Below are 24,469 nucleotides of genomic sequence, written 5' to 3' on the forward strand. Positions count from 1 at the left end.
TTCCCGCCATATCAAGCCCTGAAACAAGATTTCCGATGTGACTTACACGACGATGAACGGGCCTGACCTGACCTTCCCGGTCTCGGAGGCGTAGCCTTTATTTCCGCTGTCCATAACCTTGTGAAGCGGAAGAGGGCGGTTGCCGCCGTGTCGCCACAGTCCCCCAGTAACTCGAGCATCTCGACCGAAGACCAAGCCGGGAAGAACCCCGCTGCCGCGTTCGGTCCCAACGAGTGGCTCGTCGACGAGATCTATCAGCAGTACCTCCAGGACCCGAACTCGGTAGACCGTGCCTGGTGGGACTTCTTCGCCGACTACAAGCCGGGAGCGCCCGCCGCCTCGGCTCCGGCGGGTACTGCGGCCGCGGGGGCCGCAGAGACCACCACACCGGCTCCCCCGGCGCAGGCCGCTCCCGCCGCGGCCCCGGCGGCCCCGAAGCCCGCCGCCGCTGCCGCCCCCGCGGCCCCGGCCGCCCCCGCCCCGGCCGCGCCGGCGCCACCCGCACAGGCGCCCGCTCAGCCGAAGGCGAAGGCCGCCGCCCCCGCCCCCGCCAAGGCCCCCGCGGCCGCCGCGGCCCCGGAGGGTCCCGAGCTGGTCACGCTGCGCGGTCCCGCCGCCGCGGTCGCCAAGAACATGAACGCCTCGCTGGAGCTGCCGACGGCCACCTCGGTCCGCGCGGTCCCGGTGAAGCTGCTGTTCGACAACCGCATCGTCATCAACAACCACCTCAAGCGCGCCCGGGGCGGGAAGATCTCCTTCACGCACCTGATCGGGTACGCGATGGTGCAGGCCATCAAGGCCATGCCGTCGATGAACTGGTCGTTCGGCGAGAAGGACGGCAAGCCGACCCTCGTCAAGCCGGCCCACATCAACCTCGGCCTGGCCATCGACCTGGTGAAGCCCAACGGCGACCGCCAGCTCGTCGTGGCCGCCATCAAGAAGGCCGAGACCCTGAACTTCTTCGAGTTCTGGCAGGCCTACGAGGACATCGTCCGTCGCGCCCGCGACAACAAGCTGACGATGGACGACTTCACCGGTGTCACGGTCTCCCTGACCAACCCCGGCGGCCTCGGCACCGTCCACTCCGTGCCGCGTCTGATGCCCGGCCAGTCCGTGATCATGGGCGTCGGCTCCATGGACTACCCTGCGGAGTTCCAGGGCACCAGCCAGGACACCCTGAACAAGCTCGGCGTCTCGAAGGTCATGACGCTCACGTCGACCTACGACCACCGGGTGATCCAGGGCGCCGCCTCCGGCGAGTTCCTGCGCCAGGTCGCGAACCTGCTGCTCGGCGAGAACGGCTTCTACGACGACGTCTTCAAGGCGCTGCGCATCCCCTACGAGCCGGTCCGCTGGCTCAAGGACATCGACGCCAGCCACGACGACGACGTCACCAAGGCCGCCCGTGTCTTCGAGCTGATCCACTCCTACCGGGTCCGCGGCCACGTCATGGCCGACACCGACCCGCTGGAGTACCGCCAGCGCAAGCACCCCGACCTGGACATCACCGAGCACGGCCTCACCCTGTGGGACCTGGAGCGCGAGTTCGCCGTCGGCGGCTTCGCCGGCAAGTCCCTGATGAAGCTGCGCGACATCCTCGGCGTGCTGCGCGACTCGTACTGCCGCACCATCGGCATCGAGTTCATGCACATCCAGGACCCGAAGCAGCGCAAGTGGATCCAGGACCGCGTCGAGCGGGCGCACTCCAAGCCGGAGCGCGAGGAGCAGCTGCGCATCCTGCGCCGCCTGAACGCCGCCGAGGCCTTCGAGACCTTCCTGCAGACGAAGTACGTCGGCCAGAAGCGCTTCTCGCTCGAGGGCGGCGAGTCGGTCATCCCGCTGCTGGACGCGGTCATCGACTCCGCTGCCGAGTCCCGCCTGGACGAGGTCGTCATCGGCATGGCCCACCGCGGCCGCCTGAACGTCCTCGCGAACATCGTCGGCAAGTCGTACGCGCAGATCTTCCGCGAGTTCGAGGGCAACCTCGACCCGAAGTCGATGCACGGCTCCGGCGACGTGAAGTACCACCTGGGCGCCCAGGGCACCTTCACCGGCCTGGACGGCGAGCAGATCACGGTCTCGCTGGCCGCCAACCCCTCCCACCTGGAGACGGTCGACCCGGTCATCGAGGGCATCGTCCGCGCCAGGCAGGACATCATCAACAAGGGCGGCACGGACTTCACGGTCCTGCCGGTGGCGATCCACGGCGACGCGGCCTTCGCGGGCCAGGGCGTCGTGGCCGAGACCCTGAACATGTCGCAGCTGCGCGGCTACCGCACCGGCGGCACGGTCCACATCGTCATCAACAACCAGGTCGGCTTCACCGCGGCCCCCGAGTCCTCGCGTTCCTCCATGTACGCGACGGACGTGGCCCGCATGATCGAGGCCCCGATCTTCCACGTGAACGGCGACGACCCCGAGGCCGTCGTCCGGGTCGCCCGGCTGGCCTTCGAGTTCCGCCAGGCGTTCAACAAGGACGTGGTGATCGACCTCATCTGCTACCGCCGCCGCGGTCACAACGAGTCGGACAACCCGGCCTTCACCCAGCCGCTGATGTACGACCTGATCGACAAGAAGCGCTCGGTGCGCAAGCTGTACACCGAGTCCCTCATCGGTCGCGGCGACATCACCCTGGAAGAGGCCGAGCAGGCGCTGCAGGACTACCAGGGCCAGCTGGAGAAGGTCTTCACCGAGGTCCGCGAGGCCACCTCGCAGCCGGCCGCCGTCGACGTCCGGACGCCGCAGGACGGCTTCCCGGTCGCGGTGCCGACCGCGATCTCCACGGAGGTCGTCAAGCGGATCGCCGAGTCCCAGGTCAACATCCCCGACTCCTTCCATGTGCACCCGCGTCTGCTGCCGCAGCTGCAGCGCCGGGCGGCGATGGTCGAGGACGGCACGATCGACTGGGGCATGGGCGAGACCCTCGCGGTCGGCTCCCTCCTGCTGGAGGGCACCCCGGTCCGCCTGTCCGGCCAGGACTCCCAGCGCGGCACCTTCGGCCAGCGCCACGCGGTGCTCATCGACCGCGAGACGGGTGAGGAGCGCACCCCGCTCCAGTACCTCTCCGAGGACCAGGCGCGCTACAACGTCTACAACTCCCTGCTGTCCGAGTACGCGGTCATGGGCTTCGAGTACGGCTACTCGCTGGCCCGCCCCGACGCCCTCGTGATGTGGGAGGCGCAGTTCGGCGACTTCGTCAACGGCGCGCAGACGGTGGTCGACGAGTACATCTCGGCGGCCGAGCAGAAGTGGGGCCAGACGAGCGGCGTCACGCTCCTGCTCCCGCACGGCTACGAGGGCCAGGGCCCGGACCACTCCTCGGCCCGCGTCGAGCGCTTCCTCCAGCTCTGCGCGCAGAACAACATGACGGTCGCGATGCCGACGCTCCCGTCGAACTACTTCCACCTCCTGCGGTGGCAGGTGCACAACCCGGCCCACAAGCCGCTGATCGTCTTCACCCCGAAGTCGATGCTGCGTCTGAAGGCGGCGGCCTCGAAGGCGGAGGAGTTCACGAGCGGCGAGTTCCGCCCGGTCATCGGCGACTCCACGGTCGACCCGGCCGCGGTCCGCAAGGTCGTCTTCTGCGCCGGCAAGGTCTACTACGACCTGGAGGCCGAGCGGGTCAAGCGCGGTGCCACGGACACGGCGATCATCCGCATCGAGCGCCTGTACCCGCTGCCGGGTGCGGAGCTCCAGGCGGAGGTCAACAAGTACCCGAACGCCGCGAAGTACCTGTGGGTCCAGGAGGAGCCGGCGAACCAGGGTGCCTGGCCGTTCATCGCGCTCAACCTGATCGACCACCTCGACCTGGCGGTCGGCGCGGACATCCCGGCCGGCGAGCGGCTGCGGCGCATCTCGCGCCCGCACTCCTCGTCCCCGGCGGTGGGCTCCGCCAAGCGCCACCAGGCCGAGCAGGAGCAGCTGGTGCGTGAGGTGTTCGAGGCGTAAGCCTCCGGCGGCTCAGCCGACACCCGGGGCCCGGTGCCGAGTTCTCCACTCGGTACCGGGCCCTTCGGCATGGTCCGCGACGGTCATGTCTGCGCCGCACATCGCACAGCACAACTCACGTGTGGTTGGGGCAAGCGCCGATGGACCGGCACATACCCCGGCGCGCGATGCTATGCGCGCCGGGAGGGTGCCGGACGGATCAGCTCGCCTGGGGTTCGAAGTCCCAGTAGGGCCGGTTGCGGGAGCGGGCCGAGATGGTGTGGACGTGCTGGTCGCCCAGCGTGGCGGCGAGGTCGGTGAGGGCCTCCTTCTCGACCTTCTCGGCCTGCTGACGGTCTCTCAGGGCCCGCAGGTCGGCCGCGTGGGCGACACGGGCGGAGAGGGTCAGCGGGTGGGTGCGGCCCAGGGTCTCGGTGGCCCTGGTGATGGTCGTCCTGCTGAGTTCGGCGGCGGACTCGGTCTCGCCGACGAGGTTGCGCAGGGCCGAGGCGTTGATGGCGCAGCCGAGGGAGTGCGGGTGGCTCGCGCCGAGGGCCTCGGTCATACCGGCCAGCGCCTCCTCGATGACGGCGTGCGCGTGCTCCCGCTCGCCGACGCTGCGCAGGATGAGGGCGTGGTTGGCGCGGGCTCCGATGGTGAAGGGGTGGCCTTCGGGGAGCAGCAGTTCGTAGCGAGCGATGATGGACTCGCTGGCCTCGCGAGCCTGGTCGATGTCGCCGTGCTCGCGGGCGAAGCAGCTCTGGCTGACGGCCGCTGCCAGGGTGTGCACGTGGGTGTCACCGAGCTTGCGCTCGTAGCCTTCCAAGACGCTGGTGAGGAGTTCACCAGCGGCTACGCGATCGCCGCTGCGCAGTTGGCACATGGCCAGGTTGTGTTCGGCGCGCAGGGTGTCCTGGTGGTCCTGGCCCATGAGCTTTTGGTATTCGCGCACGTTCTTCATCTGCGCAGACTCGGCCTCGGCATACCGGCCGAGCAGACGCAGGTCGATGGCGTACGACACCTCGGAGAACAGGGTCCAGGGGTGGCGGTTCTTGAGGAGCAGGCGGCGTGCTTCCAACGTCTTCAGGTCGATGGCCCTGGCCTCTTCGTAGCGGCCCAGCAGGCGCACGGTGAATCCGAGGTTGTTCAGGGCGTTGAGTGTGCGGGAGTCCTGTTCGCTGAAGAGGTCGCGGTACGTCGGGTAGAGCCACTCGCACAGCTCCAGCCCCTCGTCGTAGCGGGCGAGGTTGCACAGGTCGGCCGCGAGTCCGCTGGCCATTCGCAAATAGTCCAAATCGTGTTCGCCCCGGTCCTGACGCAGCCGCTCCGCCGCCGCCCGGTCGATGGCCTCCGTCTCAAGAAAACGGCCGGCAGACCGCATCAGGTTGGCGTAGTGGTACGTCACCTCCCACACCCTGGGATGCGACTCGCCCAGCGTCCGCCGCCACGCGTTGAGGGCGCGGGCTCCGAGTTTCACCCCGGCGGAGTACTCGCCCGCGAACCACATGTACCGCAGGCAGTTCAGCACCAACATCTGCACCCTGCGGTCCTTGCTCTGCAGGACGTCCGCGTACTTCAGGTGCGGCACGATCTCCGCGTACGCGTCCCAGTTTCGGGTGTCCGTAGGACGGCCGGGGTCGGCCTCGGCGAGGGCGCGGCGAACAACCTCGATGAACTCTCGCCGGTCCCCCTCGGGCATGTCCTTGTGGACGATCTGGTGAACCATGCGGTGCAGATACAGGGACTCGCCCGAGGAGGCGGCCTCGTCCGTGGCGGTCTCGTGCGACTCCAGGCGGACGACGGAGTACTGGCGGAGCTGGTTGATCGCCTTGTTCCACAGCAGCGGGTCGTCGAGCAGTCTTGCGAGCTGTTCGGGCAGGTCGTCGTGGGACATCTCCTTCAGCAGCCGTACGGGGATGAACCCGGGTGCGAAGAAGGTGCACAGGCGGAGCAGGTCGACGGACTCGGGGACGGTCTCGCGGAGTTTGTTCAGCAGTATCGACCACGCGGTTTGGAAAGCGAGCGGGAAGTCCGCCGAGACCTTCACGACGTCCTGGTCGATGCCTCCTTCGAGGAGGGCAATGTACTCGTCCACGGACAGGTCGGAGTCGTTGAGCCAGCCCGCGGTCTGGTCCAGCAGGAGCGGCAGGTCCTCCAGGGCTTCGGCGAGCTGGTCGGCGTCCGGCTCGGTCAGCCGGGGCGCGCGGCGCCGGATGAAGGCCACGGACTCGACACGGTCGTAGACGGGGACTTCGAGGAGCCTGCTGTTGTGTTCGCCCCACTCGGGGTTGCGGGAGGTGATGAGCACATGGCCGGGGCCGCTCGGGACCAGGTCCCAGATCTGCTCCGGTTCGTCGGCGCCGTCGAGGATCAGCAGCCACCGGGAAAAGGGGTCGCCCCGGCGCAGGGAGTCACGGACGGCGCGCAGCCGTTCGCCGTACTCGGGGCCGGTGGACAGGCCGAGTCTGGGGGCCAGTTCGGCTAGCAGACGGCGGTAGGTGACGCGTTTCTCGGAGCCGACCCACCACACTACGTCGTACTCGGAACCGAACCGGTACGCGTACTCCGCGGCCAGCTGGGTCTTGCCCACTCCGGACATGCCGTGCAGGGTGACGACGCCCGCGCCCGACTCGCTGCTCTGCAGAAGGTGGTAGGCGTCGTTCAGGAGCGGTTCGCGACCAGTGAAGCGGGTGTTGCGGCGGGGTACGCCGCCCCAGACGTCGGGCATCGACGCGGGGAAGCGGGGGGCCTGGCGGGTGCCGTCGGTGACGATGGGGGTGTCCAGCGGCACGTCCAGCCGGTCAAGCAGGCGCCGTTCGGCCTCGTCCGCGCCCATGTTGGTCAGGTCGACCGGGGCGAGGACGGCGGTGGCGGAGGGCACGGTGGCGTTGGTGACGGACACCGCGGCGAACCGGGACGGGTCGGGGGCCACGACCTCGCGAAGGGCCGCGTTCCACTCCTCGTGGGTGCGCGGGCCGAGCTGGAAGTACCACTCGCTGACCAGGATCAGGGTGCGGCCCTCGGCGAGGGTGAGGTCGCGCAGCAGCCCGACGAGGGACTGGTCCGGCGGCGCGTCCCAGCGCAGGTACACCACCCGCAGCCCGCGCCGCTCCAGCCGGTCCCCGATCCACGCCGCCCAGGGCCGGTTGAACCCGGCGAAGCTGATCGTGACGGTCTGCCTCGCGGCCCCCTTCCCGGTGGACCGGACCGGCGTACGAGCTTCAGACATGCAGCGGCCTCCAGCGCGTCGTCAATGAATCGTAGAACTTCGGCCCGTCGCTGAGGAGTCCGGCGACTGCGGGTCCGAACGTCCCGGCGCGACGATCTTCCCGCAGCCGAGGGTGGGAAGTGGGGATTTCAGCGCAATGGGGGTGCCGGAGGCTGACGCTGTGTCCACAGGGTGCGCACGGATCTGATGTACGCCTGCGCACGCGCCGTGTACCCCCGGGGTGCCGGCCGCGCGGCGAGCCGTTCGTGGACGGCGGCCATGGCGTCCACGAAGCGCCTGCCCACCGGTGTCAGGTCGGGCGAGCCGACGAGCGCGGGCAGGGCGGCACCGACCTGGACTTGGTAGCGGGCGTGTTCCGCCCAGGCGGACTCCCGCCGGGCCGGGTCCGCGAGGGCGCGGCGCTGGAAGAAGTCCGCGAGCGCGAGGTGGGAGTAGGTGCCCTGGAGGAGACCCTCGTACGGGCGCGGGTCGGGGCGCCAGGGGGCGAAGTAGCGGGCCTCGGGGCCGGCCCGGTGCAGTTCCACCATGTCGCTGAGCGCGGCCAGTTTGGTGTGCTGCATCTCGTGCACGAGGGTCGCGGCGAAGGCGACCGGGGTCACGGGGGCGCTGCTGAGGAACGCGCCGAAGGCCTCGCGCCGGGTCGCGCTGCAACTTCCGCGGCCGTCGGCGCCGGGCGGCAGTTCCAGCGGGACCAGGCAGCGCAGCAGGGCGAGCGCCTCGGTGAGCCGCTGTTCGCCTCCGGTCCGCAGGACGGCGGCGGTGCCGGACCAGGTCCCCAGCCAGCGTTTGCGTTCGGCCTCGTCGGGGCCTGTGGGTCCGCTGAGGGCGTACTGGTCAGGTTCGCGGGGCGGGACGCGGTAGGGGTCGAGGTCGTCCAGGGGCATGGGGTCGGCGCCAGGTACCAGGCCGGGCAGGGCGTGGGCCGGGGTCCAGGCGGGCGTGGCGGACCAGGCGCCGGTGCCCTGTTCCAGGTGCACGGTGACGTCGGGCACGCCCGGCCTGCGCAGGGTCAGCCGGCCGTCGGTGTGGCGGACCTCGATCCGGACGTCCTCCCGTTCGGCGGTGCGCAGGGCGCCGAGGGAGGGGAGGGTCAGCACGCCGTCGCGCGCGGTGAGGAGGACGGTGAACGGCAGGCCGGCGCGGGCCGCGGCGACGGCGGCGACGGCGCTGAAGTGGGCTAGGTCCAGGACGAGTTCGCGTCGCCCCTCGGCCGTGAGCCGACCACTGCGGGGGGTGAGCCCGGTGAGGCAGCGCCGGGCCCAGGGGCCCATCAGGGGATGGCCGAGCCGGGTCCGGGCCGGAGAGCCCGCCCCGCCACCGGCCCGGTCCGCCGCCGTGAGCAGCGCCCAGTCCTCCCGGAGCCGGTGCTTCGCCGGGCCGGGGCAGACGTCGGGACCGGCGCCTTCGGCGGCGTCGAGCACGGCCCGCATCATGAGCAGGCGTTGAGAGTCCTGGTAGCGGACGAGAAGCGCCAGAGAGTCGGGGCCACCCTCGGTGCGGCCGAGTTCGGCGAGCACCCGGTCCGAGACCATCGGAAGTGTCACGGGGTGCCCCTTTCGAGAGAGGCCGGGGCCGTGGGGCGGTCGCCCCGGACGTCCCCGGCGAGCCGTCCGGCTACGTGCTGGATGAAGAGCTGGAGGTCCGCGCAGTACACGGAAGGGTTCCCGAAGCCCTTTCCTGCCCTGTACCGGTGGGCGTAGTGGCCACCCCCGCACACGGTGACCAGCGGGCAGGCCCGGCACCGGTCGGCTAGAGCCGCGAGGCCTGCCTGCCGCGCGGCAACGCCGGGGTGGTGCAGGGCTTGGTCCAAATCGTGCCGGAAGACGTCGAGTCCGGTCTCGGCGGCGCCCTCATAGGCGGACTTCAAGGAGTCGGTCTGCTCGATGGAGCCGTCCGTCTCGATCACGACGGCGTCGAAAGGCTGGAGCCCGAGGGACTCGGTGGCGGCGGGAAGTCCGAGCAGCAGCGCAAGACACTCCTCGAAGAGCCGTACCCGTGTCTCGCGCCGGCCGGCCGACCACCAACAGTCGAAGACCCGGCACAGCCAGGCGCCGTGGCGGGTGCCGCCCCAGTGCGGCGGCGGCGCAGACCAGTTCCCGTGCGGCAGCAGCAGGTCCAGCGCGGGCGGGCCGAGCGCGAGCAGCGACTCGTACGTCTCGACCGGATCGGTCGTGGGATCGACGACGGTGAGGACTCCGGCGTACGACCCCGGGAAGTGCTCGGCGACCATGCGGGCCCCGCGTGCCGCGGCGGGCCAGGAGGGCCGGCCGGCGTGGTCGACCCGGCGGGCGTTGTGCGCGGCGGTGCCTCCGTCGAGGCTGATGCCGACGCGGATGCCGTGCTGGGCAAGAGTGGCCATCCGCTCGCGGGTCAGCAGGGTGGCGTTCGTCTGTACGGTGGCCTGGACGGCGCAGTCGGCCGGGACCCGGGCACGAACGTCGTCCGTGAACCGGGCGAGCGTGTCCGCTCCGGCCAGCAGGGGTTCGCCGCCGTGCAGGACGAGGGAGATGGTGGCAAGGGCATGGGCGCGGGCGTGCCGGGCGATGCGGTCGGCGGTTCGCTCCAGGACCCCGGCGGAGGCGGCGGCTGGGCGAGTGCGCCAGGTGTGGTCGGGGCCCTCGTAGAGGTAGCAGTAAGTGCACGCGAGGTTGCAGCGGCCGTGCATCTTCACGACGAACTGCCGGAAGGGGCGGGGAATTTCGGACCGCGAGAGGGTGGCGGCGTCTCCGGACATCCCAGCACCCCCATGCCGTAAGCCGCGCCGGCTACTCACGAGCGCGCCACGGCCTTCCGCCCGTATGGACGCGCTTTCCCGGCCAGTGGCCGGACGCAAACCCCATGCGGTGGAAGTTGTCTGTTTCTGCCGCTGGTTGACCGATTATTTTTGGGTCGCCAGGGTCGCCAGGTACTCAAAGGGAGCTGTTGAAGCCCCACAACATCTCGCTGGGCCGCTCCGCGCGCTCCCGCAGGCCGGCCAGCACCTCCTTGAGGACGGGATGCTCGACAGTGCGCAGCTCCTCCAGGTCCAGTGCGAGTACGTCCGGCAGCGGTACGGCATTCTCCGGTGAGGGTGACTCGTCCCGTGTGTTCATCCCCGTTCCCCTTTCCCTGCTCTCTCTGTTTCCCCTGCTCGCCCTTCGCGCCCCACTGGCCCCGCGTGCGGGCTCATTCCAGTTCGGCCAGCCGTCCGGCCGTGTCCGCGGCCGTCGGGCCGCCCGTGCCGAGGCTGCCGTCGGGCAGTCGCGACCACTCGGCGCGGGCCGCCCGGTAGGCCTCGCGGGCCGCGCGGGGGCGGGCGGCCGCCTCGTAGGACATACCCCGCCAGTGGTGCGCTTGCGCACCCAGCTCCACCGCGTCCTGGCGCCTGCGCTCCGTTTCGGCCTCCTCCTCGGCCTCTCGCGCCGACTCGGCCGCCGACCGGAAGGCGTCCACCGCGTCGTCCAGCCGGGTGGGCCGGCCGAGGCTCCGGTAGGCCTCGTACTGCGTCTGCCCCAGTTCCAGCCGGCAGCGGGCGGCCAGCAGCGGATCGTCCGCCTCGGCGGCCGCGAGGCCGAAGAGGTGCTCCGCCTCCCGCAGGTCGACGCGGTCGCCGCGCAGCCGGTAGCGCAGGATCAGCGCCCGGCCCAGCATCAGCAGCCGGTACGCCGTGTGCCGGCTGCCCGTCGGCGTCTCGGTACGGCAGTCCCGCAGCACGCGGATCGCCTGGGCCAGCGGCTCCCAGGCACGGGCCGAACTCTCCGCGCCCGCGCGGCGCAGCAGCGCCTCGCCCCACTCCGCGAGGACTCCGGGGTAGCCCGCCGCGTCCCGCGGCATGTCGGCGGCGGCCAGCGCGAACGAGGCCGCGGCGTCGCGCAGTTCGCGCAGATCGCCCGACTCGGTGTACCGGGCGACGCGGACGCGTCCGGCGCGCACGTGGAGCAGGGAGCGCAGGCTGCGCCTGGTGGTGGCGGCCAGCGCCTCGTCGACGTGGTCCTGGGCCTCGGCCAGGTCCCCGCCGGACTTCAGCAGGGCGTCGACCAGGTCGAGGTGGACCCGGATCCGCTCCCGGTCCCGGTCGGCGCCGCCCGGGATGTCCTGCGGTGCCCCGGCGGCCAGCGCGTCGCGCAGGGAGCGGGAGGCCTGCTCGGCGTAGCCGCGGGCCAGGTCCGGGTCGGTGGTGGCGTCCGCGAGGCGCAGCAGGAGCCTGCCGTGGGCGAGCGGGAGTTCGGGCGGACGGTGCCGGCGGTCCGGCCAGATGTCGGCGAACGCCTCCAGCATGCCGACCGCGCCCTGCAGCAGCGCGCTGTCACCGCCGAGCCTCCACTGCGTCTCCAGCGCACCCACCCGCTCCAGCGTCAGCCGCAGCGCCTCCTTCGCGTCCAGCTCGGGTGCGGCACAGGCGACCGCGTACTCGCGGTCGGCCCGGCGCAGCAGGTCCAGGGCGCCGTGCTGGTCGCCGCGGCGCCTGCGGTCGGTGGCCGCCGCGCGCAACACCCGGGCCAGCGCCGCCCGTTCACGGCGCGCGCGGGGATGCGCGACGGCACGCTCGGCGGCCGTCTCCGCCTCCCGCAGCAGGTCGGCCCCGCCCTGCACCTCCCACAGTCGCAGCGTGGCGTACGCGTACTCCGCCCACAGTTCGAGGTCGGCACCGGCCGGGCGCTCGTGCCCGGCGGCGCCGCGCAGCAGCTGTACGGCGTCGATCACGTCCTGCACCATGCCCTCGGCGTCGAACCGGGCGAGCAGGTCGCGGGCCCGGACCACCGCCTGGTGCGTCGGCCGGTCCCCGGGCGGGGTGCCGCCCGCGCGGGTGCCGTAGAGGCGGAACTGTTCCGGCAACGGCATGAAGCGTTCCAGCACCCGGGCCGCGACCTCGGCGAAGGGCTGCGGGACTAGGGTCGCGTCGCCGTTGTCGCCGTTCTCCCCGGGGTAGCCGGTGGCCGCCGTGTACGCGCGTGCCGGGGCCGCTCCGGGCTCCCGGCCGCCGTCGGACAAGGTGTCCGCACTGCCGCCGAGCTGGGCGAGGGCGAGCGCCGGGAAGTTGGCGCCGCCCTTGCCGAAGCGCTGCTCGATGTACTCGGAGCAGTGCTTGAGAACCAGGACCGCCTCGTCCCTGCCGAGCGTCGACAGCAGCGCCTCCCGCACGTCCGGGTCCATCTCGTACCACTGGGCGGCGTCCCGCCCGAAGTCCTCCCCGGCGCGCTGGACCAGGCCGCTGAGCAGCACCTCGGCGAGTTCGGAGGGGCCGGAGCCGGGGAGCATGGTGCGCTGCACCAGCTGCATCACCGGCAGGCTCAGTGGGGCGGCCGCCAGATAGACGGCGAGGCGGCCGGCCGTCGGGGAGGCCGAGGAGCGGAACCTGCTGACCCGCTCCACCGGCGTCGGCCTGCGCGTGCCGCGCGGTTCCGGCGCGGCCGGCTGGTCCGCGCGCACCCAGCCCACCGCTCCGGGCACCGGTGCGGTACCGGCGCCGGACAGCAGCCGCGCCCAGGCGCCGAGCGCGACCGGCTCGGGCGGCAGCACCGGTACGGGCAGGACGCCGGGCGGCGGGGACACCGGGGCGCCGTCGGGGGTACGCACCCGCAGCGCGGTGCCGCCCAGGCTGTCGCCCCGGGTCAGCCGGCCGTACGTCACGGGCAGCCGGCTGCGGTTCCACAGGCGCTGCGGGAGCGGCTGGAGCACGGCGACGGGGGCGATGCGGGCCAGGTGGTGCAGCAGCCGGTGCGCGTGGCCGCTGCGCCACAGCGGGCCGGCGCAGTCGCTGACCAGCAGGGTGATCCGGCGCCCGGTGGGGTCGCTCAGCCGGTCGGCGGTGTGCAGCGGGGCCGCCTGGGCGTCAGGACTGCGGCTGACCGCGGGCTCGCCGTCCGGGTCGGCGTGCAGATGGCTGACCTGGATGTCCCCGAAGGCGCCCAACTGTGCGAACACTTGCTGGAGTTCGGCGAACATCCGGTCCCATACCCGCATCGAGGGCGCTGCGTCCAGCACGAGTTGGAGCCGGGCGTCCCCTCGGGTCACGGCCCGGTGGACGGGAAGGATCAGGCCGCCCGCGCGAGCGCTCAACTCGGCCGTGGCCGTCTCGTCCAGCTCCGTGCGCAGCGGTGGCGCGGCACTCCGGTAGGCCTGCAACGGCCGTAGTGCGCGCTGGAGTTCGAGTGGGGCGGGCAGCGCGGGGGCGGCGGGCACGCCGACCGGCAGCGCGGTGAGCCGACCGTTCGCCGGGGCACTCGGGGCGCCGTCGCGGGGTAACGGATACAGCGTCACACGCCGGTCGGGCTCGGCGGCGGCCGACCGCGGTCCCGTCCACGGGGCGGGCCGCCCGTCTTCCGGCTCGGGCCGGTTCCCGCCCTGCCCGGACGAGGTCTCGCCCGCTCCCGCCCCCGGTGGGGCCTGGTCCTCGGCGACACCGGCCGTCCCCTCCCCCGTGCCCTCACCCTCACCCTCGCCCTCGTCGCCCGACCCGGACCACCGGGCCAGCCACAGCGCGTCACTCAGGCCCTCCGCGTCGGGCTCCATCCCGATCTCCCGCAGCCGGAGCACGAGTTCGGCCAGCGGGTCGCCGCCGGCCACGGCGCCCACTGCGTAGGGGGAGCCGGGCAGGCCGGACCGGTCGGACCGGTCGGCGGGATCGGAAGGAACGGAGGAAATGGAGGGAGTGGAGGCGGCGGAGGCGCCGGATGGAGCCGAGGGCGTCGAGGGAGTCGACGGAGTCGAGGGCTCGGAGGGGCTGGATGGATCGGAAGGGGTGGAGGGGTCCGGTGGGACCGGGCCGTGTCGTGCCGACGCGTCGGGCATCAGCGCCTCACCTCGAACGGTCGAGCCGCTGGATGAGCAGGTCGGCGAGTCGCTCGCGGCTGGGCGGGGCGGCCGCGTCGGTGAGGTGGATCGCGTTCAACAGCTGGTCGGCGGCCAGGAGTTCGCTGCGGGAGCGCTCCAGGAAGCGGGCGATCAGGTCGTCGCCCGCGCGCGCGGCCTCGTCGCCGAGGTGGGCGCGGACGAAGGTGGCGAGCCGGTTGTGGTCCGGCCGGCCCAGTTCCAGGTGGATGCAGCGGCGCATCAGCGGGGCCGGGAAGTCCCGCTCCCCGTTGCTGGTGAGGACGACGAACGGGAAGGCACGGCAGCGCACCCGGCCGTCGCTGACGCGGACCTTGGCGCCGTCGGCGGTGAGCACCTCGGCCTCACCGCCCGGCAGCCGGTCCGCGATGCGCTGCAGCTCGGGTATCTCGAACTCGCCTTCCTCCAGCACGTTCAGCAGGTCGTTGGGCAGGTCGATGTCGCTCTTGTCGAGTTCGTCGATGAGCAGCACGCGCGGCGTGTCCGAGGGCAGCAGGGCGGTGCCGAGCGGCCCGAGCCGGATGTAGCTGCCGATGGCCTCGACGGCACCGGGGCTGCCGGCCGCCGAACCGTATCCGCCCTGTGCGGCGATCTGGACGTCCTGCAACCGGGCGATGGCGTCGTAGTGGTACAGCCCGTCCTGGAGCGTGGTCCGGCTGACGATGGACCAGCGCAGCACCTCGCCCAACCCCAGCTCGTACGCCACCGAATGGGCCAGTGTGCTCTTGCCCGCGCCGGGGCTGCCGGTGACGAGGAGGGGCCGGCGCAGATAGAGCGCCGCGTTGATCATCTCCAGTTCCTCGGCGCCCGGCCGGTGCAGTTCGGCCAGGTGCCGGTGCGCGCCGAGCCTGCGGTCCCGGGAGCCGTCGCCGCCGCCGTCCGCGTCCCGGCCGGAGAAGTCGCGCCAGGGCGGTGGCGGAGGCAACCTGCTCATTCCGTCGTGTGGTTCGCCGGCGCCTCGGTAGATGAGCCACTCACTGGATTCGGTCATGTCCGGTCCTCGTCGTCACTCGTCCGCCACACCAGCCGTCGAACGTGCTTCACGGTATCTACCCTCAGGACACCTGGTAAGGGGAACCGGACGGAGAGTGCGCGCCGCGTCACGGCGCCTCCAGCAGATCTCCGGTTCCGGGAAGTGGGCGGTGCGGATCGTCGTACAGCAGCGCCAGTCCATGAGCCCAGTACGCCTCGGTGAGCCCCGCGTGCATCTGCTTGCGCAGCACGTGCACCGCCTCGGGCAGGAAGGCGACGCCGGTGCCGTCGTCGACGACCGTCTTGGCGCCCCGGTGGAACTCGCCGCACACGGAGTCGGGTCGGGGCCGCCAGTGCCGCCACAGCGCCACCCCGACGCCGGCCCGCAGGATCCGGCCGAGCGAGCCGGGGTCGCTCGCGTAACGCAGGTCGCCGAGGCGGCACAGCACCGGGACGGTGTGCGGCGCGAGGCCGCGCAGCGTCGCCGTGTCCGGTACGGGTCTGCGCACGCCGTCGTCGCAGTCCAGCACCTCGGCCTGGGCCTGACGGGCGTGCAGCCGGCGCCAGCGGTCCCGGCGCTCGCCGTCCTCTTCACCGCCATCGTCGTCGTACGACTCCCAGGCCGCCGCCGGCCACGCTCCGGGGCCCTCCGCTCCCTCGTCGGGCAGCTGGTCCCGGTCCGAGCAGCGCACGAGCACGGGCCGCTCCACCCCCAGGGGGACGCCGTCGGGCCGCAGCCGCCAGCCGTCCACCGCCGTGTCCAGGTGCTGGTGGGGCAGGGCCACGTACAGGGGGGTGGGCCGTCCCGGCTCGTCGCACTGCCGGAAGGCCTCGGTGAGCGGGGCGGCCACGTGCGCGTCGAGGCCGGCCAGCGGGGTGCGCTGGGTCTCGTGCAGCAGTGTCGTCCCGCCGTCCTTGTCGGCCACGGAGATCGACCAGTCGCAGTGGTCGGGCTCCCAGCCCCGGCACAGCACCACCAGCAGGACGGACGGCCCCGGCGGCGCGAGGGACGGGTGGGGTGCGGGGGGCGCGTGGGGTGCGGGGGGCGGGTGCGGGGTGGAGGACGATTGCGACCCGGAGGACGGGTGCGCTGCGGGGCGCTCCGCCTGCTCCTGGCGGGGGCCGTCACTGGTCCGTTCGTGACCGGGGTGCGTCCGACCGAGCAACTCGGTGCGCTGCAGGGCGAGTTCCATGCGGTAGCTGCTGTCCAGCCCCTTCGACGCCTGACTCACCCACTCCCACAGTGCCCGTTCGGCGCCCCGCACGCTGGGCGGCCGTTCGCGTTCGGCGGCCAGGACCCCCATCGCGTAGTCGATGACGAGCCTGCGCGCCCCGTCCTGCCGCGCGTGTTCGTAGAGCACCCCCAGACCGTCCCGCCACCCGCGCGGTGCGGGCACCACGGACGGAAGCCGGAAGTTCGGCAGGGCCTTGAGCATGTCGAGCAGGGCACGGGTACTGGCCGGGGGCGGCAGATCGGCGAGCCGTCCGAGGAGTTCTCCGCGCTCGTGCGGGCTGAGCGTGCGACCGGGGCGCGCGCCGAGTTCGCCCTGGATGTCGGCCCAGGTGGGGGCCGGTGAGTCGGAGGGCTGCTGACGGTCGCGGTGGTAGCGGTCGTGGGCGTGGAAGACGGCTTGGTAGATGTCGGTCTGGGGGGTGTCGGTCTGGGGGGTGTCGTTCCGGTGGGCGGCCGCTTGCCCGTTTCCGGCCGCTCGCGTCGGCGCCTGGAGGGTGCGCAGCTGCTCGACCCCGATGGACGTACCGCCCGTGCCCTGGTCCGAGCGTGACTTCAGGACGCCGACGACCTCACCGCGCACGGGGTCGATCACCGGACCGCCCGAGACGCCGGGCGGCAGATCGTTCTGCCCGAGCCGCACCTGCTCCTCGGGCGACCACGCGCTGATCGTCCCCTGTACGGAGAGGTGCCCGTCCAGGATCTCCAGCCGGCCCCGGGTCCCCGTCCAGCCCGCGTAGTACACCCGGTTCCCGCCGAAGTGCGGGTTGGGACGCTCGGAGACGTACACGCACGTGTGCCCGACGGGCTCGCGGAGCCGGACCAGCGCGAGGTCCGGGGCGGGCCAGCTCCCCGGGACGAGCCGGTCGGCGTGCTCCGGCACCGTCACCGCCACTGTCCCGGACACGGCGCACGGGTCCTCGTAGGGGCTGGTCCGGTACACCACGGTGACCTCGCCCCCCTCCTCGGCGTGAACCACGTGTGCGCAGGTCAGAACCCAGTTCGGCGCGACGAAGAATCCGCTGCCGAGGAAGCCGCCGGGTTCGTCGTGGGCATACCCGGCACCCGCGTGATGAATGCGCACGGTGGCCGCGAGAACGAGGTCACGGAGGGCAAGCCGGGCAGCATCGAAGTCGTCCGGTGCGCCCCCGTCGTACCGCTCCGTCATGCCGTGCCCCCGACGCCGCCGCCTCCGACACCTCCATGCCCCCGAACGCCGGTGGACGCGCCGGGGGGCGGGGCATGGGGGGCCGCCGGCGGGGGCACGTGGCGGGCTGCCGTCGCCGCGCCGGGTCCGGCCGGGGTCGTCGCCGTCGAGGTGGAGGTCGAGGTGGAGAGGGTGCCCGCGTCCGCGTCCGGTGGGCCACCGCCGTTCCAGGTCAGGGTGACCGTGATGGCGGCTTTGGCCTCGCCGTCGGCGAGCAGGCCCACCACCTTGCCGGCCTTGGCGGTCAGCTCGATGCCGAACTCGACGCTGACCTCGTCCGGGCGCACCGCCCGCAACGGAGCGGACAGCGACCGTGCGACACCGGTGATCAGCGACTGGAGGCTCTCGACGCTCGCCTCCACCCGTTCGGTGAACCCTGTGTCCGTGTACGACAGTCCCCCGGGCGGCGCGGACAGCTCCTCGGCCCCCGATATCCGGGCCCACACCGGCGTTCCGTCCGGCAGCTGGATGCGCGCTACCCGCGTCGACTCCCCGTTCATCACGTTCCCCCGTCCCCTTGCGCCGTTGTCGCCCCGTCTTGCCCCGTCGCCGCCCCGGCGTCGCCCGGTCGCCCGGTCGCCCGTCGCCCCCGTTGTCGCCCCCGTCGTCGCCCCGTCGTCGCCCCGTCGTCGCCCCGGAGGGACCGCCTGCCCGCCGTGCCACGCGGGCTGCCTATCATTTTCCTGTTCTCGCCCTGCTCCTCAGGCGGAAAAGCGGCATCTTCCACCTCTCACAGGTTGAGGGTTCTTCCCGCCCGGGAGCGGCCCTACCCCTGCACTGACCGACGGAGCGGCATCCATGTACTTCACCGACCGAGGCATCGAAGAACTGGAGAAGCGGCGCGGCGAGGAAGAGGTCACCTTCGAGTGGCTCGCCGAGCAGCTGCGCACGTTCGTCGACCTGAACCCCGACTTCGAGGTACCGGTGGAACGCCTGGCCACCTGGCTGGCCCGCCTGGACGACGAGGACGACGAGTAGTCCGGTCACCCCCTGTCCCTACCGCTGATCGCCCGTAACCACTGATCGCCCGTACCGTTCACCGGGGGCCGCTGCGCGCGGCCCCTGTGCGCTCGGAGCAGCACCTTCGTTGCGACCGATCCCTGAGGCTCTTCGGCAGCTCTTCGGCAGCTCTTTGGTGGCTCTTCGGCAGCTCCCCGACGGATCCTCGACGGATCCCCGGCCGGACGCGCCCGCACTCACGCGGCTCGAAGTCCGCCCTGCCGCCTCGCCGCCCCGCCGCCCCAGCCTGCGCGTCTGCCGCCCCACCGCCCCGCCGCCCCAGCCTGCGCGTCTGCCGCCCCACCGCCTCGCCGCCCCGCCGCCCCAGCCTGCGCGTCGCCGCCCCGCCGTGACACCGGCCATGTCACCTGCGCCGGCCCCTGCCGCCTGCGTCGGCCCAGCCGCCTGTGCCGTCCGTGCAGCCTCCCGCCACCTCGCGCCCCGAGATGGCCCCAGCCCGCCCCGCCACGGATCCCCGCCACCCACGGAGCGCCTCACAGACAACGACGTGACGACGACGTGACTCCCCTGAACGGGTGCCTTGACTTTCCGTGACCACGATATATCGTGAATAGCGGAAGACGCGATATGGCGTGTCGCGAATGCTGCACGACGCCGCGCCCGAGGAGGCTCCCCATGTCCGAGTGGTCCGTCGCCGAGCCCCAGAAGCTCACCTTCGACACCCCCGTGAGCGACCTGCACGTACGCATCGTCAGCGGAACGGTGAACGTCGTGGGCACGGACGAAGGTTCCGCCCGCCTGGAGGTCTCCGAGATCGAGGGCCCGCCCCTGATCGTCACGCACGAGGGCGACACCCTCACGGTGGCCTACGAGGACCTGCCCTGGAAGGGCTTCCTGAAGTGGCTCGACCGCAAGGGCTGGCGGCGCTCCGCCGTCGTCTCCCTGGCGGTGCCCGCCGACACCCGCGTGGAGGTGGGAGTGGTAGGCGCCGGCGCGGTCGTCTCCGGCATCCGCGGCCCATCGGTGATCAAGGGCGTCACCGGAGACACGACCCTCGTGGGCCTCTCCGGCCCGGTCCGCGCGGACACCGTGTCCGGCAGCCTGGAGGCCCAGGCGGTCACCGGCGAGCTGCGGTTCCACTCGGTCTCGGGCGACCTCACGGTGGTGGAGGGCTCGGGCCCCACCGTCCGCGCCGACTCGGTCAGCGGCTCCATGATCGTCGACCTGGACCCGGAAGGCCCCACCGACATCCGGCTGACCAGTGTCTCCGGCGAGATCGCCATCCGTCTGCCGCACCCCGCGGACGCCGAGGTCGAGGCGAACACGGCGAGCGGCACGATCTCGAACGCCTTCGACGACCTGCGCGTGCACGGCCAGTGGGGCGCCCACAAGATCACCGGCCGCCTCGGCCAGGGCAACGGCAAGCTCCGCGCCACCACGGTCTCCGGCTCGATCGCCCTGTTGCGCCGCCCGCCGCGCGAGGACGAGGGGGACGCCCCCTGGGAGACCGAGCCCCCGGTCGATCCGATGTCCGACGCCCCGTCCACCTCGGGAGACAATTCCGTCTCCGGCCGGAGCACCGACGCCACCAGCGCTCCGTCCGACGGCACGACCGACAAGAAGGTGCTCTGACATGCCTCCCGTCTTCGCCCATGGCCGCCTCCGCCTCTACCTGCTCAAGCTGCTGGACGAGGCCCCGCGCCACGGCTACGAAGTGATCAGGCTGCTCGAAGAACGCTTCCAGGGTCTGTACGCGCCGTCGGCGGGCACGGTCTACCCCCGCCTCGCCAAGCTGGAGGCCGAGGGCCTGGTCACGCACACCACCGAGGGCGGCCGCAAGGTGTACGCCATCACGGACGCCGGCCGCGCCGAGCTGGCCGGCCGCAGTGGTGAGCTGGCCGACCTGGAGCTGGAGATCCGCGAGTCGGTCGCCGAACTCGCCGCCGAGATCAAGGCCGATGTGCGCGGCGCGGCCGGCGATCTGCGGCGCGAGATGCGCGAGGCCGCCTCCGAGGCGCGTACGGGCGCCAGGACAGGCGCCGGTCGGCCGGGACCCTTCGGGGAGTTCGGCGATCTGGGCGACGCCGAGGCCTGGCGGGCCGCCAAGGAGGAGATGCGCCGGGTCAAGCAGGAGTGGAAGGAGCAGGCCCGGCGCGCCAAGGACGAGAGCCGCCGGGCCCGCGAGGAGGCCCAGCGGGCGCGCCGCCAGGCCCAGGAGGCCCAGACGCGGGCCCATGCCCAGGCGCAGGAGGAGGTGCAGCGCATCGCCCGCCGGGTCCAGGACCGGGTGCAGGACCACTTCGCCCGCGGCGACTGGCCGACCGGCGTACGCGAGGGCCTGACCGAACTCGCCAGGGAATTCGGGGAGTTCGGCAAGGAGTACGGCTTCGAGTTCGGCAAGGAGCGGGGCCACGGCCACGCCCCGGAAGCCACCACCACGGGCCCGGACCTCCACAAGTCCGCACCCACCCCCGCCCCCGCCACCGGCCCGGACCACCCCACCACCTCGGACCGGACCACCCCCGCGGACCGCTCCACGGCCCCCGACACCACCGCGACAGCCCCAGGCACCTCCGCGACCCCGGACTACTCCACCACCCCGGAGGACTTCCCGGCGGAGTACGAGCCCTCCTGGGCGCACGAGGACACCACCGGCGACCCGGCCCGCGACCTGGAGCGTCTGCTGGACCGCTTCCGCGACGACATCCGCGACGCGGCCCGCGACCACGGCGTCACCGACGAGCAGCTCCGCGACACGCGCCGCCATCTGTCGACGGCGGCGGCCCACATCGGAGCGATACTGCGCCTCCCCAGGGTCTGAACCGCCGGAGGCGGACCCGGCACCCCGGATCCGCCTCCCGTCCTCGTCGCCCGGGACCGTCGCCCGGGACCGGCACCCAGTAGTTCGTGGGCGTCAGGAGTTGGTGAGCACGATCTTGCCGAAGTGCTCGCCGGACTCCATCCGCTCGAAGCCCTCGCGGGCCCGGTCCAGGGGCAGCACCTCGTCGATGACGGGTCGTACGCCCGTCGCGGCGCAGAAGGAGAGCAGGTCCTCCAGCTCCTCCTTGGTGCCCATGGTGGAGCCGACGACCTTCAGCTCGAGGAAGAAGATCCGCGTCAGCTCCGCGTGCGAGGGGCGGTCACCACTCGTGGCGCCGGAGATGACGAGCGTGCCACCCGGCCGCAGGGACTTCACCGAGTGGGACCAGGTGGCGGCGCCCACGGTCTCGATGACGGCGTCGACCCGCTGCGGCAGCCGCGCGCCGGACTCCAGCGCCTCGACGGCCCCCAGCTCCAGCGCCCGCTTGCGCTTCGCCTCGTCCCGGCTGGTGGCGAAGACCCGCAGGCCGGCCGCCTTGCCCAGCGCGATCGCGGCCGTGGCGACGCCTCCGCCCGCACCCTGCACGAGGACCGAGTCGCCGGGGCGTACCCCGGCGTTGGTGAACAGCATCCGGTACGCCGTCAGCCAGGCCGTCGGCAGACAGGCGGCCTCCTCGAAGGACAGCTCCTTGGGCTTGGGCAGGATGTTCCAGGTGGGGACGGCGACCTGCTCGGCGAAGGTGCCCTGGTAGCGCTCGGTGAGGATCGAGCGGGGTTCCTTGGGGCCGACACCGTGACCGGTCTGGCCGATGACGGAGTGCAGGACGACCTCGTTGCCGTCCTCGTCGATCCCTGCGGCGTCGCAGCCGAGGATCATCGGCAGCCGGTCCTCGGGGAGGCCGACGCCCCGCAGGGACCAGAGATCGTGGTGGTTCAGAGAGGCGGCACGGACCGTGACGTTGCTCCAGCCGGGGCGGGCCTCCGGGGCCGGGCGCTCCCCCAACTCAAGGCCGGAGAGCGGCTGGTCGCGGTCGATTCGGGCGGCGTAGGCAGCGAACATGGCCTCGACGATAGGTGCGCGGTGCAGCCGACGGAACTCCAGGGGCCTGTGACACATGCCCTCTTGCACACGAGCACCCGTGCAGCGCAGCCGCACACCGACAGCCCCGGAGGGGGGCGTCTGCACGCAGAGACGGGCGGCTGGCCGGGTAGGCAAAAAAAATGGCCCCGCCCGAGTGGGCGGGGCCATAAGGGTCACCGACGCGCGACACCCTCGGCACGAGCCGCGGCGGCCACCGCCGCGGTCACGGCCGGAGCGACCCGCTCGTCGAACGGCGACGGGATCACGTAGTCGGCGGCGAGGTCGTCCCCGACCACCGCGGCCAGAGCCTCGGCGGCAGCGATCTTCATGCCCTCGGTGATCCGCGTGGCCCGCACCTGGAGCGCGCCCGCGAAGATTCCCGGGAAGGCCAGCACGTTGTTGATCTGGTTCGGGAAGTCCGACCGCCCGGTCGCGACGACCGCCGCGTACTTGTGCGCCACCTCGGGGTGCACCTCCGGGTCCGGGTTGGCCATCGCGAACACGAAGGCGCCCTTCGCCATGGAGGCCACGGCCTCCTCCGGGACCGTGCCGCCGGAGACGCCGATGAAGACGTCCGCGCCGGCCAGCGCGTCCTCCAGGGAGCCGGTGATGCCGGCCTTGTTCGTGAAGGAGGCCACCTCGCGCTTGACCGGCGTGAGGTCCTCGCGGTCCGCCGAGACGACGCCCTTGCGGTCCGCCACGGCCACGTCCCCGATGCCGGCCTCGACCAGCATCTTGGCGATGGCGACACCGGCCGCGCCGGCGCCCGAGATGACGGCACGCAGCTGACCGATCTCACGGCCGCTGAGCCGCGCCGCGTTCCGCAGCGCCGCGAGCGTCACGACAGCCGTACCGTGCTGGTCGTCGTGGAAGACCGGAATGTCCAGACGCTCCTGGAGCTGCTTCTCGATCTCGAAGCACCGGGGTGCCGAGATGTCCTCGAGGTTCACTCCGCCGAACGAGGGAGCGAGCCGGACCACGGTCTCCACGATCTCGTCCACACCCGTGCAGTCGAGCGCGATCGGAACCGCGTCGACGCCGCCGAACTGCTTGAACAGGATCGCCTTGCCCTCCATCACGGGGAGGGAGGCCTGGGGACCGATGTCCCCGAGTCCGAGCACGGCCGTACCGTCGGTCACGACGGCCACCACGGAGGACTTCCATGTGTAGTCGTTGACCAGCTCCGGCTGTTCCGCGATCGCGGTGCACACGCGCGCGACGCCGGGCGTGTACGCGAGGGAAAGGTCGTCCTTGTTACGGACCGGCACGGTGGCCTGCACAGCCATCTTGCCGCCGCGGTGCAGCGCGAACGCCGGGTCGAAGGAATCGAGGGGCTCGGCCCCGGACTCCTGATCCGTACTGTCGCTGCGAGGATTGACGATCTCCGCTGCCACTTTGTCTTACCCCTTAGGTATGCATGGTTTGAGGGTCGACCACTCCTGGTGAGGGGTGGGCGGGCACCGCGCATGGCCCGATTGCTGATACGTACGTGGCCATACGCGACGGGCGCGCCGCACACGCGCCCTGAGCCCCGGATGAGGGGTGTAAAGAACCTTCTTACCGGACGGATGGCGCCGACGACGAGTCCATTAGGTGCAAGGTCACATCTGGAGACCGCAAAAACACATAAAGGTGACCTGTCGCCGGCGGGTGCGTGGAACCTGTGCCGGAGCAGGCACTCCGGGGCCACGAACGTCGCAAAAGCCGCCAGTCCGGCGGTCCACATCGTGAGATGCGCTGAAGATTTTCCGGCCTGAGAGCCGGAATACCGCAGATGGTTCGGCGGTGATGAACCGAGGTTGTACCGACCTGGGGCGGTTCGGGGGTCACCCGTTATCCGATTTTGACATAGCGACGCCCCTGAATGGCCTAGTCCGAATGGCAAGATGCCGTAAACCCACGAGGTCGCGACACCCGAAGGTGTGTGTTCTCGTCGACCCATCGGCAACTCTTCCCACCAGCCGGAGGAACCCACGATGACCGCAAGCTCCACCCCTCGTACGACCGCCGCGCGTTCCCGGCTAGCAGCGGTCGGTGCGATCGCGGTCGCGGGCACCCTGCTGCTCACCGGCTGCGGTGACCAGACCAAGGACAAGAACAAGGAATCCGGCAGCTCCGCCGCTGCCGCCCCGCTGGCCGACAAGCTGCCCCAGTCGGTCCGTGACAAGGGTGAGATCAAGGTCGGCTCGGACATCGCGTACGCCCCGGTCGAGTTCAAGGACTCCTCCGGCA

14 protein-coding genes and 1 pseudogene are annotated in these 24,469 nt (G+C 72.0%); 5 read left to right on the top strand and 10 right to left on the bottom strand.

Going from position 1 to position 24,469, the window contains the following annotated elements; translation table 11 throughout:
- Positions 1-147 precede the first annotated feature (147 nt).
- Positions 148-3,948: a multifunctional oxoglutarate decarboxylase/oxoglutarate dehydrogenase thiamine pyrophosphate-binding subunit/dihydrolipoyllysine-residue succinyltransferase subunit gene (locus tag ACWD5D_RS24140; protein ID WP_451374805.1), complete on the top strand. Its 3,801-nt coding sequence runs from the start codon at positions 148-150 to the stop codon at positions 3,946-3,948.
- A gap of 199 nt (positions 3,949-4,147) precedes the next feature.
- Here ACWD5D_RS24140 and fxsT read toward each other — a convergent pair whose 3' ends face one another.
- From fxsT to ACWD5D_RS24180, 8 genes are all read right to left on the bottom strand, one after another.
- The gene (gene fxsT / locus ACWD5D_RS24145) at positions 4,148-7,156 is read right to left on the bottom strand and encodes an FxSxx-COOH system tetratricopeptide repeat protein (protein WP_451374806.1); all 3,009 of its coding nucleotides are present in this window, start codon (positions 7,154-7,156) and stop codon (positions 4,148-4,150) included.
- A 128-nt stretch (positions 7,157-7,284) separates the two neighbouring features.
- Entirely contained in the window at positions 7,285-8,700 is a 1,416-nt protein-coding gene (locus ACWD5D_RS24150) for an aKG-HExxH-type peptide beta-hydroxylase (RefSeq protein WP_451374807.1), read from the bottom strand.
- Positions 8,697-9,890: an FxsB family cyclophane-forming radical SAM/SPASM peptide maturase gene (locus ACWD5D_RS24155; protein ID WP_451374808.1), complete on the bottom strand. Its 1,194-nt coding sequence runs from the start codon at positions 9,888-9,890 to the stop codon at positions 8,697-8,699. The genes ACWD5D_RS24150 and ACWD5D_RS24155 overlap by 4 nt, the downstream gene beginning before the upstream one ends.
- Before the next feature lie 175 nt (positions 9,891-10,065).
- Positions 10,066-10,248 carry an FxSxx-COOH cyclophane-containing RiPP peptide gene (gene fxsA, locus ACWD5D_RS24160; RefSeq protein ID WP_451374809.1) on the bottom strand — a complete coding sequence of 61 codons (183 nt, stop codon included), beginning with the start codon at positions 10,246-10,248 and terminating at the stop codon, positions 10,066-10,068.
- Positions 10,249-10,321: 73 nt separating this feature from the next.
- Positions 10,322-13,702 carry an SAV_2336 N-terminal domain-related protein gene (locus ACWD5D_RS24165; protein WP_451374810.1) on the bottom strand — a complete coding sequence of 1,127 codons (3,381 nt, stop codon included), beginning with the start codon at positions 13,700-13,702 and terminating at the stop codon, positions 10,322-10,324.
- 232 nt (positions 13,703-13,934) lie between these two features.
- Positions 13,935-14,957: an AAA family ATPase gene (locus ACWD5D_RS24170; protein WP_451374811.1), complete on the bottom strand. Its 1,023-nt coding sequence runs from the start codon at positions 14,955-14,957 to the stop codon at positions 13,935-13,937.
- A gap of 109 nt (positions 14,958-15,066) precedes the next feature.
- A complete protein-coding gene (locus ACWD5D_RS24175; protein ID WP_451374812.1) occupies positions 15,067-17,337 on the bottom strand; it encodes a VMAP-C domain-containing protein in 2,271 nt (756 codons plus the stop codon).
- Positions 17,334-17,876 (bottom strand): CU044_2847 family protein, encoded by a 543-nt coding sequence (locus ACWD5D_RS24180; protein ID WP_451374813.1) that lies wholly within the window; start codon positions 17,874-17,876, stop codon positions 17,334-17,336. Before ACWD5D_RS24180 ends, ACWD5D_RS24175 begins: the two co-directional genes overlap by 4 nt.
- 298 nt (positions 17,877-18,174) lie before the next feature.
- On the opposite strand from ACWD5D_RS24180, the gene ACWD5D_RS24185 reads away from it, so the two are divergent.
- From ACWD5D_RS24185 to ACWD5D_RS24195, 3 genes are all read left to right on the top strand, one after another.
- Positions 18,175-18,354 (top strand): DUF6104 family protein, encoded by a 180-nt coding sequence (locus ACWD5D_RS24185; protein WP_003992906.1) that lies wholly within the window; start codon positions 18,175-18,177, stop codon positions 18,352-18,354.
- Positions 18,355-19,011: 657 nt separating this feature from the next.
- Positions 19,012-19,968, top strand: a complete 957-nt coding sequence (locus ACWD5D_RS24190) for a DUF4097 family beta strand repeat-containing protein (RefSeq protein ID WP_451374814.1) — start codon at positions 19,012-19,014, stop codon at positions 19,966-19,968.
- Position 19,969: 1 nt separating this feature from the next.
- On the top strand, positions 19,970-21,157 hold the full coding sequence (locus ACWD5D_RS24195) for a helix-turn-helix transcriptional regulator (protein ID WP_451374815.1): 1,188 nt from the start codon (positions 19,970-19,972) through the stop codon (positions 21,155-21,157).
- Positions 21,158-21,250: 93 nt separating this feature from the next.
- On the opposite strand, the gene ACWD5D_RS24200 is transcribed toward ACWD5D_RS24195, so the two are convergent.
- Positions 21,251-22,216, bottom strand: a complete 966-nt coding sequence (locus tag ACWD5D_RS24200) for a zinc-binding dehydrogenase (RefSeq protein WP_451374816.1) — start codon at positions 22,214-22,216, stop codon at positions 21,251-21,253.
- Positions 22,217-22,410: 194 nt separating this feature from the next.
- The gene (locus tag ACWD5D_RS24205; protein WP_451374817.1) at positions 22,411-23,631 is read right to left on the bottom strand and encodes an NAD(P)-dependent malic enzyme; all 1,221 of its coding nucleotides are present in this window, start codon (positions 23,629-23,631) and stop codon (positions 22,411-22,413) included.
- A gap of 582 nt (positions 23,632-24,213) precedes the next feature.
- Between ACWD5D_RS24205 and ACWD5D_RS24210 the strand changes: the two are divergent.
- Positions 24,214-24,469: pseudogene (locus tag ACWD5D_RS24210) on the top strand (ABC transporter substrate-binding protein); the annotation flags it as partial.

This window comes from Streptomyces sp. NPDC002520, from assembly GCF_053595235.1.